Origin of the sequence: Methanosphaerula palustris E1-9c (genome assembly GCF_000021965.1) — an archaeon.
GTDB lineage: Archaea > Halobacteriota > Methanomicrobia > Methanomicrobiales > Methanospirillaceae > Methanosphaerula > Methanosphaerula palustris.
The window spans coordinates 2,583,931-2,601,579 of sequence record NC_011832.1 but is presented as its reverse complement, the minus strand read 5'-3'; the positions used below and the strand labels follow the sequence as shown (position 1 = coordinate 2,601,579).

General features: G+C 58.0%; 12 protein-coding genes and 1 pseudogene. 6 read left to right on the top strand and 7 right to left on the bottom strand.

Annotated features, from left to right (window positions below; all coding sequences use genetic code 11):
• Positions 1 to 151: 151 nt before the first annotated feature.
• Entirely contained in the window at positions 152 to 3,250 is a 3,099-nt protein-coding gene (locus MPAL_RS14800) for a PAS domain S-box protein (RefSeq protein ID WP_012619058.1), read from the top strand.
• A 215-nt stretch (positions 3,251 to 3,465) separates the two neighbouring features.
• On the opposite strand, the gene MPAL_RS14795 is transcribed toward MPAL_RS14800, so the two are convergent.
• The 3 genes from MPAL_RS14795 to MPAL_RS14790 form a co-directional block, all read right to left on the bottom strand.
• A complete protein-coding gene (locus MPAL_RS14795; protein WP_012619057.1) occupies positions 3,466 to 5,193 on the bottom strand; it encodes a sensor histidine kinase in 1,728 nt (575 codons plus the stop codon).
• Positions 5,190 to 8,105 (bottom strand): chemotaxis protein CheB, encoded by a 2,916-nt coding sequence (locus tag MPAL_RS12270; protein WP_012619056.1) that lies wholly within the window; start codon positions 8,103 to 8,105, stop codon positions 5,190 to 5,192. Before MPAL_RS12270 ends, MPAL_RS14795 begins: the two co-directional genes overlap by 4 nt.
• A gap of 134 nt (positions 8,106 to 8,239) precedes the next feature.
• Positions 8,240 to 9,679 carry a lamin tail domain-containing protein gene (locus MPAL_RS14790; RefSeq protein WP_012619055.1) on the bottom strand — a complete coding sequence of 480 codons (1,440 nt, stop codon included), beginning with the start codon at positions 9,677 to 9,679 and terminating at the stop codon, positions 8,240 to 8,242.
• Positions 9,680 to 9,812: 133 nt separating this feature from the next.
• On the opposite strand from MPAL_RS14790, the gene MPAL_RS12260 reads away from it, so the two are divergent.
• Both MPAL_RS12260 and MPAL_RS15970 read left to right on the top strand, forming a co-directional pair.
• Positions 9,813 to 10,025, top strand: coding sequence for a hypothetical protein (locus MPAL_RS12260; protein ID WP_012619054.1), 213 nt, complete (start codon positions 9,813 to 9,815; stop codon positions 10,023 to 10,025).
• Between the two features lie 48 nt (positions 10,026 to 10,073).
• Positions 10,074 to 10,220, top strand: a complete 147-nt coding sequence (locus MPAL_RS15970; protein ID WP_158303681.1) for a hypothetical protein — start codon at positions 10,074 to 10,076, stop codon at positions 10,218 to 10,220.
• A 95-nt stretch (positions 10,221 to 10,315) separates the two neighbouring features.
• On the opposite strand, the gene MPAL_RS12255 is transcribed toward MPAL_RS15970, so the two are convergent.
• Positions 10,316 to 11,545: an ABC transporter substrate-binding protein gene (locus tag MPAL_RS12255; protein WP_012619052.1), complete on the bottom strand. Its 1,230-nt coding sequence runs from the start codon at positions 11,543 to 11,545 to the stop codon at positions 10,316 to 10,318.
• Between the two features lie 356 nt (positions 11,546 to 11,901).
• Between MPAL_RS12255 and MPAL_RS12250 the strand changes: the two genes are divergently transcribed.
• The 3 genes and pseudogenes from MPAL_RS12250 to MPAL_RS15405 all read left to right on the top strand — a co-directional run.
• Entirely contained in the window at positions 11,902 to 12,534 is a 633-nt protein-coding gene (locus MPAL_RS12250; RefSeq protein WP_012619051.1) for a DUF998 domain-containing protein, read from the top strand.
• 76 nt (positions 12,535 to 12,610) lie between these two features.
• The gene (locus MPAL_RS12245; protein WP_012619050.1) at positions 12,611 to 13,114 is read left to right on the top strand and encodes a GNAT family N-acetyltransferase; all 504 of its coding nucleotides are present in this window, start codon (positions 12,611 to 12,613) and stop codon (positions 13,112 to 13,114) included.
• Positions 13,115 to 13,284: 170 nt separating this feature from the next.
• Positions 13,285 to 14,922 (top strand): annotated as a pseudogene (locus MPAL_RS15405) (ATP-binding protein); the annotation flags it as partial.
• A 10-nt stretch (positions 14,923 to 14,932) separates the two neighbouring features.
• Here the strand turns inward: MPAL_RS15405 and MPAL_RS17380 are convergent.
• Genes MPAL_RS17380 through MPAL_RS12225 form a run of 3 tightly spaced genes read right to left on the bottom strand, consistent with a single transcriptional unit; the run spans position 14,933 to position 17,642 of the window.
• Positions 14,933 to 15,790, bottom strand: a complete 858-nt coding sequence (locus MPAL_RS17380) for a TIGR04282 family arsenosugar biosynthesis glycosyltransferase (protein WP_012619048.1) — start codon at positions 15,788 to 15,790, stop codon at positions 14,933 to 14,935.
• Positions 15,763 to 16,566: a methyltransferase domain-containing protein gene (locus tag MPAL_RS12230; RefSeq protein WP_012619047.1), complete on the bottom strand. Its 804-nt coding sequence runs from the start codon at positions 16,564 to 16,566 to the stop codon at positions 15,763 to 15,765. Before MPAL_RS12230 ends, MPAL_RS17380 begins: the two co-directional genes overlap by 28 nt.
• Complete coding sequence (locus MPAL_RS12225) at positions 16,563 to 17,642, bottom strand: radical SAM/SPASM domain-containing protein (RefSeq protein WP_052292277.1); 1,080 nt, start codon at positions 17,640 to 17,642, stop codon at positions 16,563 to 16,565. The genes MPAL_RS12230 and MPAL_RS12225 overlap by 4 nt, the downstream gene beginning before the upstream one ends.
• Positions 17,643 to 17,649 lie beyond the last annotated feature (7 nt).

Sequence of the window (17,649 nt, the reverse complement as noted above, 5' to 3'; positions counted from 1 at the left end):
TACCTTAAAAAAACTAAATTCCAACCATATTCCTGATTTGAAAAAATAATGGAGCATCTCTTTGATAGTTTCCTCCTTCGTAGAGGCGAAGTATTTATTATCGATAACCGGATGTTTACTATGAATATCAGTTTCATCCGGTTTTGTTTTCATGATATCAGTTCTCTATGTAGATGATGAGTCCGCACTCCTCGAGATTGGTAAACTGTACCTCGAGCGGACGACCGAATTTTCGGTCACCACTGCACTTTCTGCTCCGGCCGCCCTCGATCTGATGAAATCCAATGAGATCCAGGCTGTTGTCTCCGATTACCAGATGCCGGGAATGGATGGCATAGAACTCTTAAAGAAGATCCGGACGACGAATAAGACCATCCCGTTCATCCTCTTCACCGGCAGAGGCAGGGAGGAGGTTGCAATCGACGCCTTTGAAAACGGTGCAGACTTTTATCTTCAGAAAGGAGGAGCACCCAAACCACAGTTTGCCGAGCTCACGCACAAGATTAAGGCGGCAGTCGAACATCGCCGGGCCGATCAGCAGGTCACCATCGTCAACCGGCTCTATTCGGTGCTGAGCACGACAAACAAGGCAATCGTTCATATTCATGACAGAACGGAACTGCTGAAGGAGATCTGCCGGATCGTTGTCGACGATGGCGGTTTTATGATGGCCTGGGCAGGAATCGTCGATGATGAAAAACACCTCATTGAACCCATTGCACAGGCCGGTCATGTTGAAGGCTATCTGGATTCGATCTCGATATCGACTGATGACGTGCCCCACGGGCAGGGCCCGACCGGAACTGCATTCCGGGAAGGAAGATCCAATGTCTGCAATGATATCGAAAATAATTCAGCCATGGTGGCATGGCGCAAAGGAGCGCTCGAGCGGGGATATCGTTCCCTTGCCGCCTTCCCCTTCGCACTTGGTACGGAAAATGCCGGTGTTCTCACCTTCTTTGCTGCCGAACCGGGATTTTTTACCGACCGGATCATCCGGCTTCTTCATGAACAGTCCGGGGATATCTCGTTTGCCCTCGCGACGCTTGATCATGAAGAGAAACGAAGAACTGCTGAAGGTGAACTGAGGAGATCTGAACTTCGGTATCGGCGTCTGTTTCAAACGGCCCAGGATGCGATCCTGATCCTTGACGGGGACACCGGGGAGATCATCGATGCGAATAAATTTATTCTGGATATGCTTGGATACCCACTGGATTACTTCATCGGGAAGCATCTCTGGGAACTTGGATTTATCCAGGATAAATCCCTGGCAAAAAAAGCGTTCACTGAACTGAAGACAGAGGGGTATATCCGATATGAAGATCTGCCCCTGGAGACAATTCAGGGCAGGACGATGAATGTGGAGTTCATCAGCAATATCTACTTTGTTGATGACAAGAGAATTATTCAGTGCAACATCCGGGATATCAGCGAGCGAAAACATGCCGAAGATGACCTGAAGAGATCGGAACTCAAGTACCGTCGGCTGTTTCAAACAGCCCAGGATGCGATCCTGATCCTTAATGGGGACACCGGGGAGATCATCGATGCGAACAAATTCATTCTGGATATGCTCGGATACCCGCTGGATTACTTCCTCGGGAAGCATCTCTGGGAACTTGGATTTATCCAAGATAAATCCCTGGCAAAAAAAGCGTTCACTGAACTGAAGACAGAGGGGTATATCCGATATGAAGATCTGCCCCTGGAGACAATTCAGGGCAGGACGATGAATGTGGAGTTCATCAGCAATGTCTACCTTGTTGATGACAGGAGAATTATCCAGTGCAACATCAGGGACATCAGCGAACGAAAACATGCCGAAGAGGCACTCTTGGAGAGCGAAGCGAAGTTCCGGACGCTCTTTGAAAGTGCAAGCGATGCCATCTTCATCATGAACCGTACGGTCTTTCTGGAGTGCAATCACAGCACCGAGGTGATGTATGCCTGTCCCCGGGACCAGATCATCGGACACTCCCCTGTGGAATTTCTACCTGAACGACAGCCTGACGGAAGTCTTTCAGCAGAAAAAGCAAAAGAGAAGATTGATGCCGCCTTCTCTGGAGAACCCCAATTTTTCGAGGGGGTTCTTGCCCGTCATGATCGCACCCCCTTCGATGTCGAAATGACCCTCAACCGCATTGTGCTCAGAGGAGATTACTGCCTGCAAGCCATCGTTCGGGACATCTCCGATCGCAGGCGGGTGGAAGAAGCACTGCACGAACTTGGCGCCTATAACCGTAGCCTGATCGAAGCGAGCATCGATCCTCTCGTAACGATCAACCGTGACGGGAAGATCCAGGATGTGAATACTGCCACGGAAGAAGCAACCGGTATGCCAAGGGCTGACCTGATCGGCACCGATTTTTCAGATTACTTTACAGAACCAGACCGGGCAGAGGCCGGGTACAAGATGGTCTTCCGTGACGGGACTGTCGTGGATTATGCCCTGGAGATCCGGCACCGGGATGGTCGGGTGACTCCTGTTCAGTACAATGCGACGGTGTACCGCGATGAATCGGGAAAAATTGTGGGTGTCTTCGCTGCAGTCCGTGATATCACTGAACTGAAGCGGGTGGAGGATGCATTAAAACTGGCGAACCGGAAACTCAACCTCCTTTTCAGTATCACCCGTCATGATATCAACAACCAGCTCACCGCGCTGCAGGGATATCTCAATATAATCGCAGATTCACAGTTGGATCTCGCATTCAGCGAGAATTTTGAGAAAATATCAACTGCAACGAAATGGATCTCCGCCATGATCCAGTTCACCAAAGAATACGAAGCGATTGGTGTCAATGCCCCGGTCTGGCAGGATATCCGAATACTTGTGAATACTGCGGCCAGGACAGTCCCGTTCGGACAGGTCATGATGAAGAACGATCTCCCTGCTGGTACCGAGATATTCGCCGACCTGCTGATAGTCAAGGTCTGTTACAACCTGATGGATAATGCAGTTCGATACGGCGGAACGATCACGACCATCCGGTTCTTTGTGCAGGAATCTGGCGATGACCTTCTGATCGTATGTGAGGACGATGGCGATGGTGTCCCTGCAGAGCATAAGGAGAAGATCTTTGAACGTGGATTTGGGAAGAATACGGGGCTTGGCTTAGCCATCTCTCGGGAGATCCTTGATATTACCGGTATCGCCATTCATGAGATTGGTGAGCCGGGCACGGGGGCACGGTTTGAGATCCTGGTGCCAAAAGGTATGTGGCGTATCACGGGGAAGAACACCTGACGTCCATATTATCAGGGACGCAGAGCGGTGGATTCCGGGGGCCCGGAATCCTCCGATTACAGACCGCATCTCTTCGAACGCGGCTCTGAAAAAAATTCCGGGCTTGGCTTCTTTCTCTCCCGGGAGATCCTGCATCTCCATATGCGAGAGCAGTATCCTGGGGAGTTGTGGACGATCGCACGGTACCAGATGGACCATTCCGATATGACTGGGTATCAGACATTCCGTGACCGTGCGCGGATCTCCACCGCCGGCAGGGTGAAGAAGAACGTGCTCCCCTCGCCAGGCACCGACGTGACGCTGACACGTCCGCCGTGTCGTTCGACGATCTTCTTGACGATCGCGAGCCCGATCCCCGTGCCCTCGAACTCCTCTATCGTATGGAGCCGCTGGAAGACCACAAAGATACGATCGAAGAACTCGGGTGCGATCCCGATCCCATTATCCGCGACAGCGAAACGCCAGCACTTCCTCATCCGCTCGGCTGAGATCTGGATCGCAGGGGGCAGGTCGTGCCGGCGGTACTTCAGGGCGTTTCCTATGAGGTTCGTAAAGACCTGCTCGAGCTGGGATGCGTCAGCCATGATCGCCGGGAGGTCGCCCATGGTCACGGTCGCGTTCGCTTCGCGGATCTGCCTCTCCATCATCCGAAGAACGTCGGCAACGACCCCGTGCATGTCCACCTGTTCCAGGGGTCTGGCCGTGGTCTGGACCTGAGAGAACTGGAGCAGATCCTTGATCAACAACTGCATCCGCTGCCCGCCTTCGATGATGAACCCGAGATACTCATCCGCATCTGCGTCGAGCCGGCCCTGATATCGTCGGTTGAGGAGTTGGCTGAAACTGACGATGTTTCTGAGTGGCTCCTGCAGATCGTGCGAGGTGACATAGGCGAATTGCTGGAGCTCCTCGTTGCTCGCCTGCACCTTCTCTCCATACTCCCTGAGCACCTCTTCGGCTTTTCTGCGCTCAGTGATGTCGTCGAAGATTGTGTAGACCTGGTAGGGCCTCTTCTCGCTCGGATGGAAGAGAGGGACGGCGTCGATGCTGATCCAGCGGTAGCCCTGCTCCCTGGGATTGAACACGCCCATCACCACATCCTTGATATCCTCTCCGGTTCTGAGGGCCACCATCGCCGGATGTTCCAGGCCCAGGAACTTCGTGCCGTCCTCGCGGATCGTGTGATGCTCGGTATCCTCCGAGGTCTGGTTGATGAATTCGGCCGGACTCTTCCCGAGGATTCGCTCGGCTGCGGGGTTCATGGAGATGATTCGGCCGTCAGCGTTCTGGTAGACCACGCCCTGAAGCATTGTCTCGAAGAGTCGCCGGAAGCGCAGTTCGCTCTCGGCTGCTGCTTCGTTCGCCCTTCTGTTCTCGGTGACATCGCTGAAGGCCAGCCGGATCCGACCGTCGCTGTTCGGCCCCGCTTGCTTGACCCTCCCATCCAGATGGGCATACCAGACCCGGTCTCCGGCCGGCCCCTGCATTTTCAGGTCGCAGGTCTCTGTGATGCCGGTGCGACGCACCCGCTCGCAGAACGCCGTGAAGGGGAGCCGGGAGTCCAGGTGGAGGAACGCCCCGAACCGTGCGCCGATGAGGGCCCCCCGGTTCATTGACAGTAGCAGCGATCCGGTCAGGTTCACCTCCTGGATGATCCCGGCCGGATCGAGCGTGACATAGCCAACCGGCGCAAAGTCATAGAGATCGATGTACTGGTCCCGCAGAGTTTCAGCCTCTTCCCGGGTCTGGGCCAGTTCTTCGTTCTGCATCTCCAGTTCGATCTGATGGACCTGCAGTTCGTGGACCAGGGCGATCGCTTTCTCATGCGAAAGTACTGCGTCCGATAGGGTCGGTTGTGTCTTTAACGCCTCCTCGGCATGCTGTCTGAGGCGGTTTGTGTCAGAGGGTGTTGGATTCAGTGACTTCTCACGGTCTGGTTTCATGGACTGTCCGCTCCCACTCTATCGGTCACATCCTCAAAGGCGAGCAGAATCAGTTCCGTATTCCCTCCCTCGGTGATGATCCGGCGGGCATTGAGCAGCATCAGGCGTCGTCCGATCGTCGGGAAGATATGGTCGACCCGTAAGTCACTGAAGACTGCGTTCTCCGGCAGGATCGTCCCCAGCAGCCGCTGAAGTTCAGGAATGTCCCATTCCCCGTCGCCGAGCGTGGAGAGTTCGCGGCCCTCGACCTCCTTCTGTGAGACCTGAAACGTCTCGAAGAACGAGCGGTTCGCCGACACGACGTGCATTTCACTGTCGAGGACGAGCAGCGGCTCCCGTATCGTCGCCACGATCGCCTCGGCATAGGTGCGGGCCCTGGAGAGTTCCTGTTCCAGTCTCCGGAAGGCCGTGATATCCGCGAACGTGATCACCACGCCATCGATCCTGTTTTCGAGGGTCCGGTAGGGTGTGATATGGACCGAGAATCGGTGGCCGTCCCTGACTGTGACCTCTGTTTCCACGGGAATGAGGGTTCGCAGCACCTCCCCGGCATCCCTGATCAGGTCCGGGTAGAAGAGGTCGGACGCAATGTCTGTGACTGGCCGGCCCACATCACCCGGGAGCAGGTTGACCAGTTTTGTCATCCCGGCTGTGTACCACCGCAGGTTGAGCTGGTTGTCGAGGAAGACCGTCGCGATGTTGGTGCTATTCAACAGGTTCTTCATGTCGTCATTCACATGCGAGAGATCGGCGACCCGGCTCTCCAGTTCTGTGTTGACGGTCTGGAGTTCTTCGTTGAGCGACTGCATCTCCTCTTTGGAGGTGGTCAGTTCCTCGTTGGTCGACTGGAGTTCTTCATTGGTCGACTGGAGTTCCTCGTTGGTCGACTTCAACTCCTCCTGCGAGGACTGCATCTCCTCCCGGGTTATCCTGAGATCCTCTTCGCTCTGGCGGAGCCTTTCCTTCAGGTCCAGCATCTCCTCGCGCCGGCCGGTGTGGCGGACTCGCACCGGCGCTTCCGGAGTGGGTGGCACATCGGCGAGAACGATCAGCACCAGCCCCTTCAGGGGAGAGGGCTCGGTGAGTTTCTGAATCGTGACGTCTGTGTGAACGGTCACCCCCTCACTCACGATCCTGACTCCTCTGAGGGCGACCGGCTTCTCCTGTAGGAGTGCATGTCGGAACGCACCTCCCAGTTCGGAACGCAGCCCGTCGCGGGCCATGGCGAAGATATTCCAGTTGGCCTTTCCGGCCGCCGGCTCGAGAAACCGCCCTGTTCGCCCGTTGATATAGAGAATGTCGCCGGTATCACTGGTCAACACGGCCGCAGGTGCATACTGCTGCAGGATCACCTGGTCGGCCAGCGATTGCAGGTTAACCACCGGTTTTTGTGTCGGTCGCGGATCGACTGTACCGTTGGTGGGCGGGAAGAAGACAGTGGGGAATTCGACCGATGGTGCTGGCAGGGGAGGCTGGACCTTACGGTACAGCCTGAGTTTGGCATCGAGCGACGAGAAGAGATCGGTGAAGGTTCCGATGGATTCGGCCGTGCCGAGGATCAGCACGCCTCCCGGGTTCAGGGCATAGTGGAAGAGAGGGATCAGTTTTCGCTGGATCTCCGGTTCCAGGTAGATCAGCAGGTTCCGGCAGCTGAGAAGATCGAGCCTGGTGAACGGCGGGTCCATGATAATGTTCTGTGGGGCAAAGACCACCATCTCCCGGATCTCCTTTCTGACCCGGTATCCCTTCTCCTCTTTGACAAAGAACCGGTCCAGACGCTCCTCCGTAATATCGGTCGCGATCGTCTCGGGATAGTATCCCATCCGCGCCTGGTCGATGGCATCCGTGTCGAGGTCGGTGGCGTAGATCTGCAGGGTACACTGCTTCGCCGGCGACTGGTTCCCGAGGGCCTCCCGGAAGACGATCGCGAGGGAGAAGGCCTCCTCGCCGGTTGAGCAGCCGGCCACCCAAGCTCTGAGCGTAGTGCCGTCCGGCGAGGCTGTGATGAGGTCCGGGATCACCCGGTCTCCGAGCGTTTCCCAGACGGCCGGATCACGGAAGAAATTGGTTACCCCGATCAGGAGTTCCCTGAAGAGCAGGTCGAGTTCCGGGGGGTTCTCCTGGAGAAACCGTACATAGGTGGCGATCCGCTCGATCTGGTGGATCGCCATCCGTCGCTCGATACGCCGGTTCACAGTGTTCTTTTTGTACAGGGAGAAGTCGTGCCCGGTGCGGGCCCGAAGCAGGATGACGATCTTGTCAAAGGCATTTTCTGCCCCTGACTCGATCTGAGGCTCCGGTTCGGTGGTGACTGGCAGGTGCCGGGCGAATGCGAGGATCTTCTCCGGCAGGTCTTCGGCAGGTGCGACGATGTCGGCCAGCCTCGCGTCGATGGCACTCCGGGGCATGCCGTCGAATTTTGCGGAGGCGGGGTCCTGGACGATCACAAGCCCTCCCTTTTCCTTGATCGCTCGCAGGCCGATCGTGCCGTCGGAGCCCATGCCAGACAGAACGACGCCGATACTCTTCTCGTGCAGGTCGTCGGCCAGGGAACGGAAGAAGAAGTCGATCGGGAGGCGCAATCCCCGTGGGGCGTGCGGTTCGAGCAGGAAGAGGGTTCGGTGGAGCAGGGAGAGGTCATGGCCTGGCGGGATGACGTAGACACAGTTGGGTTGAATGACCAGGGAGTCCGTGATCTGGATGACCTGCATCGGGGTGGTACGCTGCAGCAGTTCGGGCAGCATACCCGGCTGGGTCGGGTCGAGGTGCTGGACGACCACAAAGGCCATGCCGCTCTTTGGGGGTACACCATTCAGGAACTGCTCAAGGGCCTCAAGCCCGCCGGCAGACGCACCTACACCGACGATGGGGAAGGCATCGTCGACCGGGACTGAATCAGTGTTCTCGTTCATGCAGGTCCGCCATCACTATGATACGTTCTTTTCTACCCCTCATCTATATAAATAACTTGGAATCGTGCTGCCCGTACTGGGCGCTGTCGATTATGCCGCTCGACGGATCGAAACGAGAACGGAGATCTGAACCCTCACGGTCGGGTCAGTGTTGAGATCACTGTGCCGCTCGGTCTCTTCAGGGCGGCGGTATCCCCGTCATTGTTCCAGACCGACGACCCGAGCCCCCAGAAGAGGTCCGTTCCGGTGGTCTGGCCGCTGCCGGTATGGATGGTCACGGTCGACCCGGCAGCGAGGGTGAATGACGGAAAGGTGTATACATGGGTCGAGCCGGCATCCGAGAGGGTGCAGCCCGTGAGATCGACCGGGGCTTCGCCGGTGTTTTGGACCGAGACCCATTCGTTCGCCAGATCGAGGCCGGTGATCACGAGCGTGTAGTCCGGTTCCTGTGTCATGGTCGGGGTTGGCGACGGCGTTGGAGTGGGGGTGACGATCGGTTCGTCGATGATGGTGAAGAGGCGGATCACGTCGCCGAAGTCCACCTGGCCGTTTCGGTCGATGTCGAACCGGTCCACCGGTTCGTTCGCTTCGATCCAGTCCATCTGGTTGAAGTAGGCGACCACGTCGGCAAAGTCGCGCTGCTGGTTGCCGTCCACGTCCTCGAAGGTGCCGTCGAAGTCTGGATCGGTGGGCGGCAGCGAGAAGCCGGGGAGGGTGATCGGGAGTTCGGGTCCCTGGGTGGTCTCCAGGCGGGAATTCGTGCGGGTGGCCGTGACCCGGACTGTCCCACTCTCGGCGGTGGTGTAGACAGTGGCTCCACTCTCCTGCAGCCGCTTCACAACGGCCTGGTTTGGATGGTGGAAGAGGTTGAACCGGCCGGCTTCGATGATGGCGACCGTTGGGTTAACAGCGTTAACAAATCCGGTTCCTGTCGACGTGCTGCTCCCATGGTGCCCGACCTTGAGGTAGGTAGACGCGATCGGCTGGCCGACGGCGAGGATTCGATCCTCTGCCTCGGTCCCGGCGTCGCCGGTCAGCAGGAATGACTGGTTGCCGAAGATGAGCCTGAGGACGACCGAATCCTCGTTCTGGTCGGTTCCGCGGTCTGCCGGCGGGTTCAGCACCGAGACGGTGATATTTGCGGGGTCGAGGGGGATGGTATCCCCGGCGGTCGCGGCCAGGCTTGGGATTCCCTGGTCGGCCAGCAGGCTCCAGAGGTGGGCAGCCGTCTCGGTGTCGGCTGGCAGCCCATTGTTCACGAATTCGCCGATGGTCACGTGCCGGAGGACCTCGGAGATCCCGCCGATGTGATCGTCATCGTCATGTGAGGCGATGAGGTAGTCGAGCCGGGCTATTCCTTCGGCGGTGAGGTCGGCCGAGACGGTTGGGCCGGCCCAGGCTTCGCCGGCATCGACGAGCATCGCCCGGTCGTTCGGGGCCTGGACGAGGATCGCGTCCCCCTGGCCGACATCGAGGAAGGAGACGGTGAGGGTGCCGGGGTCGTGGGCAGCGGCCGGGATGATCAACAGAACGAGAAGGAGGATAGGGAGCAGATACCTCAGGGGATCAACCATGGTCTGGGAGATTATCTGGTAGAGATGAAAGGGGTTTCGATCCGGGTCTGGTGTCGACTGCGCGTGGTCACTTGCACGGTGTTTTCGTCATCCTTTTCCCTCTTCGTCTCCTAATCGATGGTGGAGGACAATCATGGAGATCCAACAGCGCAGTGAAGACGTGATCGCCACCATCCGGGCGATGAACCGGTGCTGGACCGAGGGGTGGCATGAGGATGAATTCAGGCAGTACCTCCATTCCGACGTGGTGGCTATCGTCCCGACAACTCCCGGCAGGCTCGAAGGGCAGGATGCCTATGTTGCCGGCTGGCGGGGATTCTGTGAGGCGGCGGAGATCCTCGTATAGAGGGAGGCCGATCATCGGGTACAGATCTATTCCGGCGGGAAGAGTGCCGTGGTCACGTATCTCTTCTCCATCACGTTCGTGATGGGAGGACAGCAGCAGACCATGCAGGGCAGGGACATGTTCTTTCTCGTGCATGACGGGCAACAATGGCTGATCGTTGCCGACCAGTACTCACCCGAACCGATGCAGTTCTGATACCGGTCTCACAAATACTCTGCTTCGCCGGTGGGGTCAGCATTGAATGTATGTCAGGGAGAAATTCTGCAACACATCACCAAAAAAAGATATACTTATGTGGTCTTCATATCCATCATGGGACCGGCCATCTGATCGACAAACCGACCTATCTTCGTCCAGGAGTAATCTCCTCCTTTATCTTTCACCCTCCAGAAATCGATATTGGTATATCTCCTGTCACCGGATTCAGTCAGAAACGTGTATCCTGATACACCATAGAAATGATCTGCATTGTCGAGGAATAGCGGCCGTTTATCGGTGATCCCCTTCCCTGTCATTTCTGTCAATGCAGCGAGCTGAACTGCATCATCAATGACGACTGCATACGGGGTCGGCTTGAGACCGGAGATATTCTGAATTCTCTTGGAGAAATCCATAAACTTCGGCTCGTTCTCCATTTCACCATAAATGGTGGCGGTGAAATTTGTTTTTGCAGCAAATGCCGCAACATTTCTGTTCTTCAGTACCGAATCGGATAATGCAATACCATCTGTCCCAACCCAGGAGAGAGATCCCAGTTCACTGCTCTGTGATGCTGCATTCAGAATATCTGCAGTTTCGTCAAATCCAAGAACCAGTACTGCCGATCGTGAGTGTGAGGGTACATCATGAACATCCCGAGTAATCTCCTCAATAGTTGTGTTGAAGGAGGCTGTCCCTGGTTCGTAGTAGATCGGATCAGTCAGGGTGAACGTCCCGTTTTCTGATAAATTATCCAGGATTTCATAGAATTTCTGACCATATATGTCATTTCTGACGACAGGAATGATGGTGGAATAGTTCTCTTTCTTAAAGAGACCCTGAAGTGCCTGAGCCTGAATCGTATCGTCCGGGCAGAGGCGGACAATAGTATTGTTCTGGCTGGTAAGACCCGGTGCCGTGCTTCCAAATCCGATGAGTATGGTATGGGATTGCGTCGCTGTCTCTTCAAGAGCGGTCATCTCTGCCGAACTCAAGGGACCGATAATGAAATGGATACCATCCCTGATCATCTCAGTACCAAGTTTTTTAGCAACATCAGGATCAGATCCTGTGTCAGCGATACGAAGACGTACCTGATAGGGAAGTCCAAGCGTTGCGTACTTTGCATTCAGGTCTTCAGCAGCCAGTTCCATTGCCGCTTTATACGAGGGGCCCTGTGCTGAAGCATTTCCTGAAAGGGGGAGAAGCCCTCCAATGACAATGGTCTGCGTCTGATTGGTCTGCATCTGATCTTCAGCCACAACAAATCCGCCCAAGAGTAATAATAAAACTGCTATGATTATGGGCCATACGAACTTCATACCAGGTAGTTAATGTAAAAACCAATAAAGGATCTTATTTGATCCCGCACGAGATTCAGGGGTAATCATGTGAAATGAGCAATTGGTGAGAGAATAACGTGATCTATCCAGAGCGCCCTCTTTCTTTTGGAGGGGAAGCCCGGGAGAATGTTCCTGCCGGCATCGAGAAAAACCTGCGGATTATCTCCTTTGGTTATCACAGATCACTACGTGCAGGAGTCTTCTGTACGACTTCTTAAATTATTCCTACGGCCTCCTCGCAAAACTACCCGACCCCTTCTCTCCGTTCCATCACCCCGGCACGACCTTCCCCTCCATGAAGAACGAATAAATACGCCCTGCACCTTCAGATTGCTATGGTCGATCTCGATGGATCCCCCTCGCTCCACCAGTACCTTGCCATCGCCGGCTCCCTGCTGCTGATCGGCGGGATGATCGCTTTCCTCGGTATCATCACCGCCGAGGTCCTGTTCCCCGGCTACAGCACCTCGGAGAACCAGATCAGTGACCTCGGAACTTCTGCTGAATCCCTGGATGACACCATCCCCCCACCCTCAGCTCTGATCTTCGATGGTGCCATGGTGCTCGTCGGGTTGATGACCCTCGGGGCGTCCGTCTGCCTGCATCGGACCTTTGAGGACCTGGTGGTCACCATCCCGCTCTCCCTCCTCGGGATCGGTCTGACTGGCGTCGGCATCTTTAACGGGAGTTTCGGTACCATCCATGCCCTCTTTGCCCTGCTCATCTTCATCGCCGGCGGGCTGTCGGCGATCGCTGCGGCCCGGGTTGAACGGTCGCCGCTCTGCTACATCTCGGTGATCCTGGGTGCGGTCTCCCTGATCAACCTCGTCTCCTTCCTGGTCCTCGGGATGTCAGGGCCGCTCGCCTTCCTCGGTCCCGGGGGGATGGAACGGTGGGTGGTCTACCCGGTCCTGCTCTGGTTGCTCGTCTTCGGGGGGTACCTGTTCGGGCAGTCGCATCCGGCATGACGAAAGCAGCATATGAGCATATCCCCAAAAATAGAACCAACCGGGGTCTTCCCGGTTACTATGAGGAATGGAACCTATGACAGCAGAACCAGCCTACCAGTTCACCCTGATCACGGCCACCGACGGGCCGGCCCTGATCGGGATCTTCAACCACTACATCGAGCAGAGCGACGCGGCCTTTCTTGAAGACCCCGTCTCCTCGGCATTCTTCGAACGGTTACTCCCCTATCTGAAGATCTACCCGTCGGTTGCCGCCCGGGACGACCAGAGGACCCTGGTGGGGTTCGGGATGCTCCGACCCCACAACCAGATGCCGGCCTTCCGGCACACTGCCGAGGTCACCTGCTTCATCAGCCCTGACCGGACCGGCCAGGGGATCGGCAGCCGGATGCTCGAACACCTCGAGACCGAGGGGAAGAAGGCTGGGATTCGGAACCTCCTCGCCTGCATCTCCTCGAAGAATGAGGGGAGTATCAGGTTCCATATTCGTGCCGGGTTCACCGAGGTGGGACGGTTTAAGGACGCCGGCAAGAAGTGGGGGGCGTTCTTCGACACCGTCTGGATGCAGAAGGAGATCTGATTCCTCCTGTGTGATGGCCTGACCGATCGAGAGATATGAACAAATACTAATGTAAACTGGGTGATCCCCGGGGACGGTATCATGACCAGAGCGAGCGGGTCCGGGATTGACAGGTTGTCAAGAGGGGACCGGCTGTCGGTAGGTGCTGGGTGGATGTGGTGGAGGTATCCATGAACCGTTCTGTTCTGGGGCGCGAAGGGTTCTGGAACGCTGTATTTCTCGCCACCACCATCGCACTCCTCCTGCTGAACGGTGTTGGTCTCATCTATGGGATCACGATCGTCCTCCCTCACTTTCTATATATCCCGGTGGTGATCGGCGCATATCGGTTCCCTCGATGGGGGACTGCCGCCGCCGGGTGTATCGGGGGAGTCTATCTGGTGATGGTCCTCCTGATCACCGGCGGTTCGCCTCCTCTCCTGAATGAGGCGCTGGTCCGCGTCGGTCTGCTGATCGTCATCGGGTGGTTGGTCGCCCTGCTCACCCGCCGGCTTGGTGAACAGGAGGACCTCTACCGGGGTCTCTTCGATCATTCGGAGGGGGGGAGTCTCCTGATCGTCGTCACCGGGGCCAGGCGGGTTGTTGGGGAGGTCAACTGGAAGGCCGCCTCCCTCGTTGGCAGGAAGCGCTCGGCACTTCGGGGCGGCCCCCTCACCGCGTTCTGGGATCCCGGGGAAGAGTCTGCCTTCTTCTCCCGCCTCTCCCGGGGGGGGGCGGTGTACGAGACCGAGACAATCTTCTCCCTGCCCGATGGCGCCCCTCTGATCGTCCAGGTTTCCGCCGCCTCGCTCCGTGGGGGGAGGGTGATCCTCACCTTCTTTGACATTACGGCCCGTGTTCACGCCGAACAGGCCCTGAAGACCGCTAACGACAAGCTCAACTTCCTCGCACGCATCTCGGCCGATCACCTGCAGCGGACCGTCGACGAGATCAGGGCGACGGTCGATGAGGCGGCTGCACACGACGGCGGCGCTGGGTTCCAGGCGTACTTCGGGCGTATCCGGGTTCTTGCAGGGACCATCTCCAGGCAACTCGTTCTCACTGAGTCCTATAAGGATCTCGGAACCTCCCCGCCAGTCTGGCAGAACGTCCAGAGGGCACTTGAGTCTGTGCATCTGCCGGTGGATGCCGGTACCGTCAGGGTCCGGTTCTGGGCCAAACGGCTTGAAATCTATGCCGACCCCCTCCTCGTCGACGTTCTCGCCCACCTCGTCAGGAACCCGTTCCGGTTCGCCGGCTCGGTGACAGAGATCCTTGTCCGCTATCAGGAGACCGGTGACGGACTTGCACTCCTGGTGGAGGATGACGGTCAAGGCATCCCGACCGCCGAGAAGAAACAGATCTTCGAGTACGATGCGGGGGAGCACGCCGGGATTGGACTCTTCATCTGCCGGCAGATCCTCGAGGTGACCGGGATGACCATCGAGGAGACCGGGATCGAGGGGCAGGGGGCACAGTTCGTAATCCATGTTCTGCCCGGCGGGTATCGGATCGAAGGGAGCGGTGATGACGCCCCTGCGACCCGGCTCCACGGAGTTCTGGACGCCCCCGGTCTTTCGGTGCGGGAACTCTCCTCTGCAGAGTTCCCGATCGCTGAGGCGGTCTGGGTCGAGTACCATCAGATGACTGGTGATCCCCGGACGGACCGGGTCTTTGCGGCGTTCCAGGATGGTCAGGTGGTCTCTCTGGCCCGGTGTCGTCGTCATCCGGACGGGCTCGAGGTGGATGGGGTCTTCACGCTGATCGTTCACCGGAGTCATGGGTATGCACATGCCGTGGTGTCGGCCCTTGTCGAGGCCTGCGGGCGTGAACTTCTCTTTATGTACGCGGTCCGGGACCTCGTCGGGTTCTACGGCCGGTATGGGTTTGTCCCGATCGATGAACATCAACTCCCACCCACAATCCGCGAACGGTATGCATGGGCCCAGGGGCAGATGGAGGGGGCGAACGTCTGCCCGATGAGGCGGGATCCTTTGGGGTGATCAGTCCGATACCGGCGAGGGCCTGTCTGGTCCCTGGACAGGCAGAGGGTCTGCCCCCGATCTCCAGTTCCCGGGCAAAGCGATAGAGGTCCTGCATGGTGTCGATGTCGGGGCAGGATGGGAGGAGGGCTGTGGTCATCCCCTCTCTATCAGCCATTTTCAGGGTTGTTGCGAGCACTTCTGTGGTGCTCCAGGGGATGCCGGAGAAGAGGGCCGGAGCATGGAAGCGAGTGCCGATCAGGTAGTATCCCCCATCGTCACCAGGGCCAAGCACCAGGTCGGCGTGTTCGAGGTAGTTGAAGGCGAGCGAGAGATGCTCTGGGTTCATTCCGGGGGCGTCGCTGGCGACGATCAGTACCCTTTGAAGACCCGACGAGAAGAGCTTTTTTGAGACCCGGGCGAGGCGTGTACCGAGGTCCCCGGTCCCCTGGGAGATGCACATCATTCCGCCGGGTGCCAGGTCCCTGAAGAACGGTCCGGCTCTGTCGGGATCGTAGGCGATGAACCCCGTCGCTGACATTTTTGCCACCAGGGAGAGGGTGTCGGCGAGGAACGCCCCATAGAGATCTGCGGCCTCTTGGTGGGAGAGCGGGGGGCAGAGCCGGGTCTTCACCCTGCCCGGCACCGGCTCTTTCGCCATGACGGCGATACCCTGCCGGGCTGAGATCAGAGTCCGGGCTTCTGTGCGATCCATCGCCCCCGTCCGACTTTTCCTTTACGGGCCGCCTGCTCCCATCCTCTGATTCCCTGTTCGACTGCCGTGTACAGCTCCTCCCCGAAACGTTCGAGGATCGTCGGCTTCATCTCACCTGTCACCAGTTCCCGGTACCGCCCCAGAGAGTGGGCGAAGTTCTTGTCCAGATTCTCATACTTGGTTACCTTCCATCCATGCTGGGCGAGAAGGGCATCGTACCCCCCGGGGGTCTCAAGGGCCGGGAAGAGCATGAACGAGAGCAGATCCTCCCGCTCCCCGTCCGTCATCCGCCCGGCCTCGACCCAGTCAGTGAAGGCCAGCGTCCCGCCGGGCTTTGTTACCCGGGCGGCCTCGCCGATCAGCCTGTCCCGATCGGTCACATAACACCAGGCGTCCTGTCCCCAAACCGTGTCGAATGTCGATCCCCGGAACGGCAGGTCCAGGGCATTTCCGAGTCGGAAAGAGACCAGGTCCCCAAGGCCGGCCTTATCAGTCCTCGTCTCCGCCTCCAAGATCATGGCAGCTGTCGCATCCACCCCGGTGACCCGGCACCCATATCTGGCCGCAAGGTGGCGGGCCGGCCCACCGAGGGCGCTGCAGATGTCGAGGAGGTGATCCCCGACCCGAACGCCGGCCAGGGTTGCCAGGGTATCGGTCTCCTGAACACCGCCGACATGGATCTCCTCCCCCATCAGCAGTTCCCAGAGTGATCCGACTGGCCCGGCGTACGCTTCGCAGACATCGGCGATGCTCAGATCTATCCCTCTCTGTGTCATTGGACCAGTTCCTCCATCCCGGGGCAGTTCGGGTCGTCGGCCATCAGGTCGCCGGAGGTGTAGAAGGCCGTCGCCCGGCATCCCCAGCAGACCTGCCGGTTTTTGCAGGCGCCACAGCGCCGGATAGTGCTCTCGTTTCGGAGGGGGAGGAAGAGGAGGTCGCTCTGGTGATCGGTAATGATCTCTCCGAGCGGTCGGTCGTTCACATTTCCAAACCCCTGTCGGATCACCGAGCACGGGGTTACCTCACCCTCCACCGTGACACAGACCATTCCCCCGCAGTAGTATCTGTTCACATCCATCGTGCCCATCGAGAAGTCTGAGCCGGGGTAGTCGATCCGGTCCCGCAGCCTGACGGCCTCTCCCACCTCCTCTCTGGATGGGACCCATTCGGGATGCTCCCTGCCGAGGCCGGCCATGCAGATCTGCGTCAGGCAGGTCCGTATTCCCTTCGCCGAGAAGAACCGGATTGTCTCTTCCAGATCATCCCCGGCGAGCGGGCGGGTGAAGGTGATGCAGTTGATCACCTGATCCGCTCTCTTGCCGGCTGCGAAGAGGTTCTCCACCCCGTCGAGGATTGCCTGGATCTTTGGTCCTGGCTCCCCGTTGTGGAGTGTCCCATAGATCGCTTCATTCAGACTGTCGAGATGGACACTGACGAATCCGCTGCCAGTCATCGCTGCCACATCTTCAGCCACCTTCGGATCGGCCAGCGGGATTCCGCTCGTCCAGATATTGTTGAAGAGCCCGTTCTCCTCTGCCACCCCTGCCAGTGCAGCCCAGTCCCCTCTGAGCAGCGGGTCGCCGCCGAGCCAGTCGATCGCCCGGACCCCGATCTCGGCCGCCTCGGTGATCACCCTGCCGATACACTCGGCCGAGAGTTCGGTCGATGGGGCGTCCGCCCCGGCCGCGTAGCAGTACCGGCATCCCTGCGTGCAGAGCAGGCACGACTCGATCTGTACTGTGTAGACCCGGTTCATCTCGAAGTACCGAACCACCTCCCGATGATCGGGATGCAGACACCCGCCGGCAGCGACGGTCTGTGGGCAGGCGCCGGTGGGATGATGGTGAGACACATGCTGT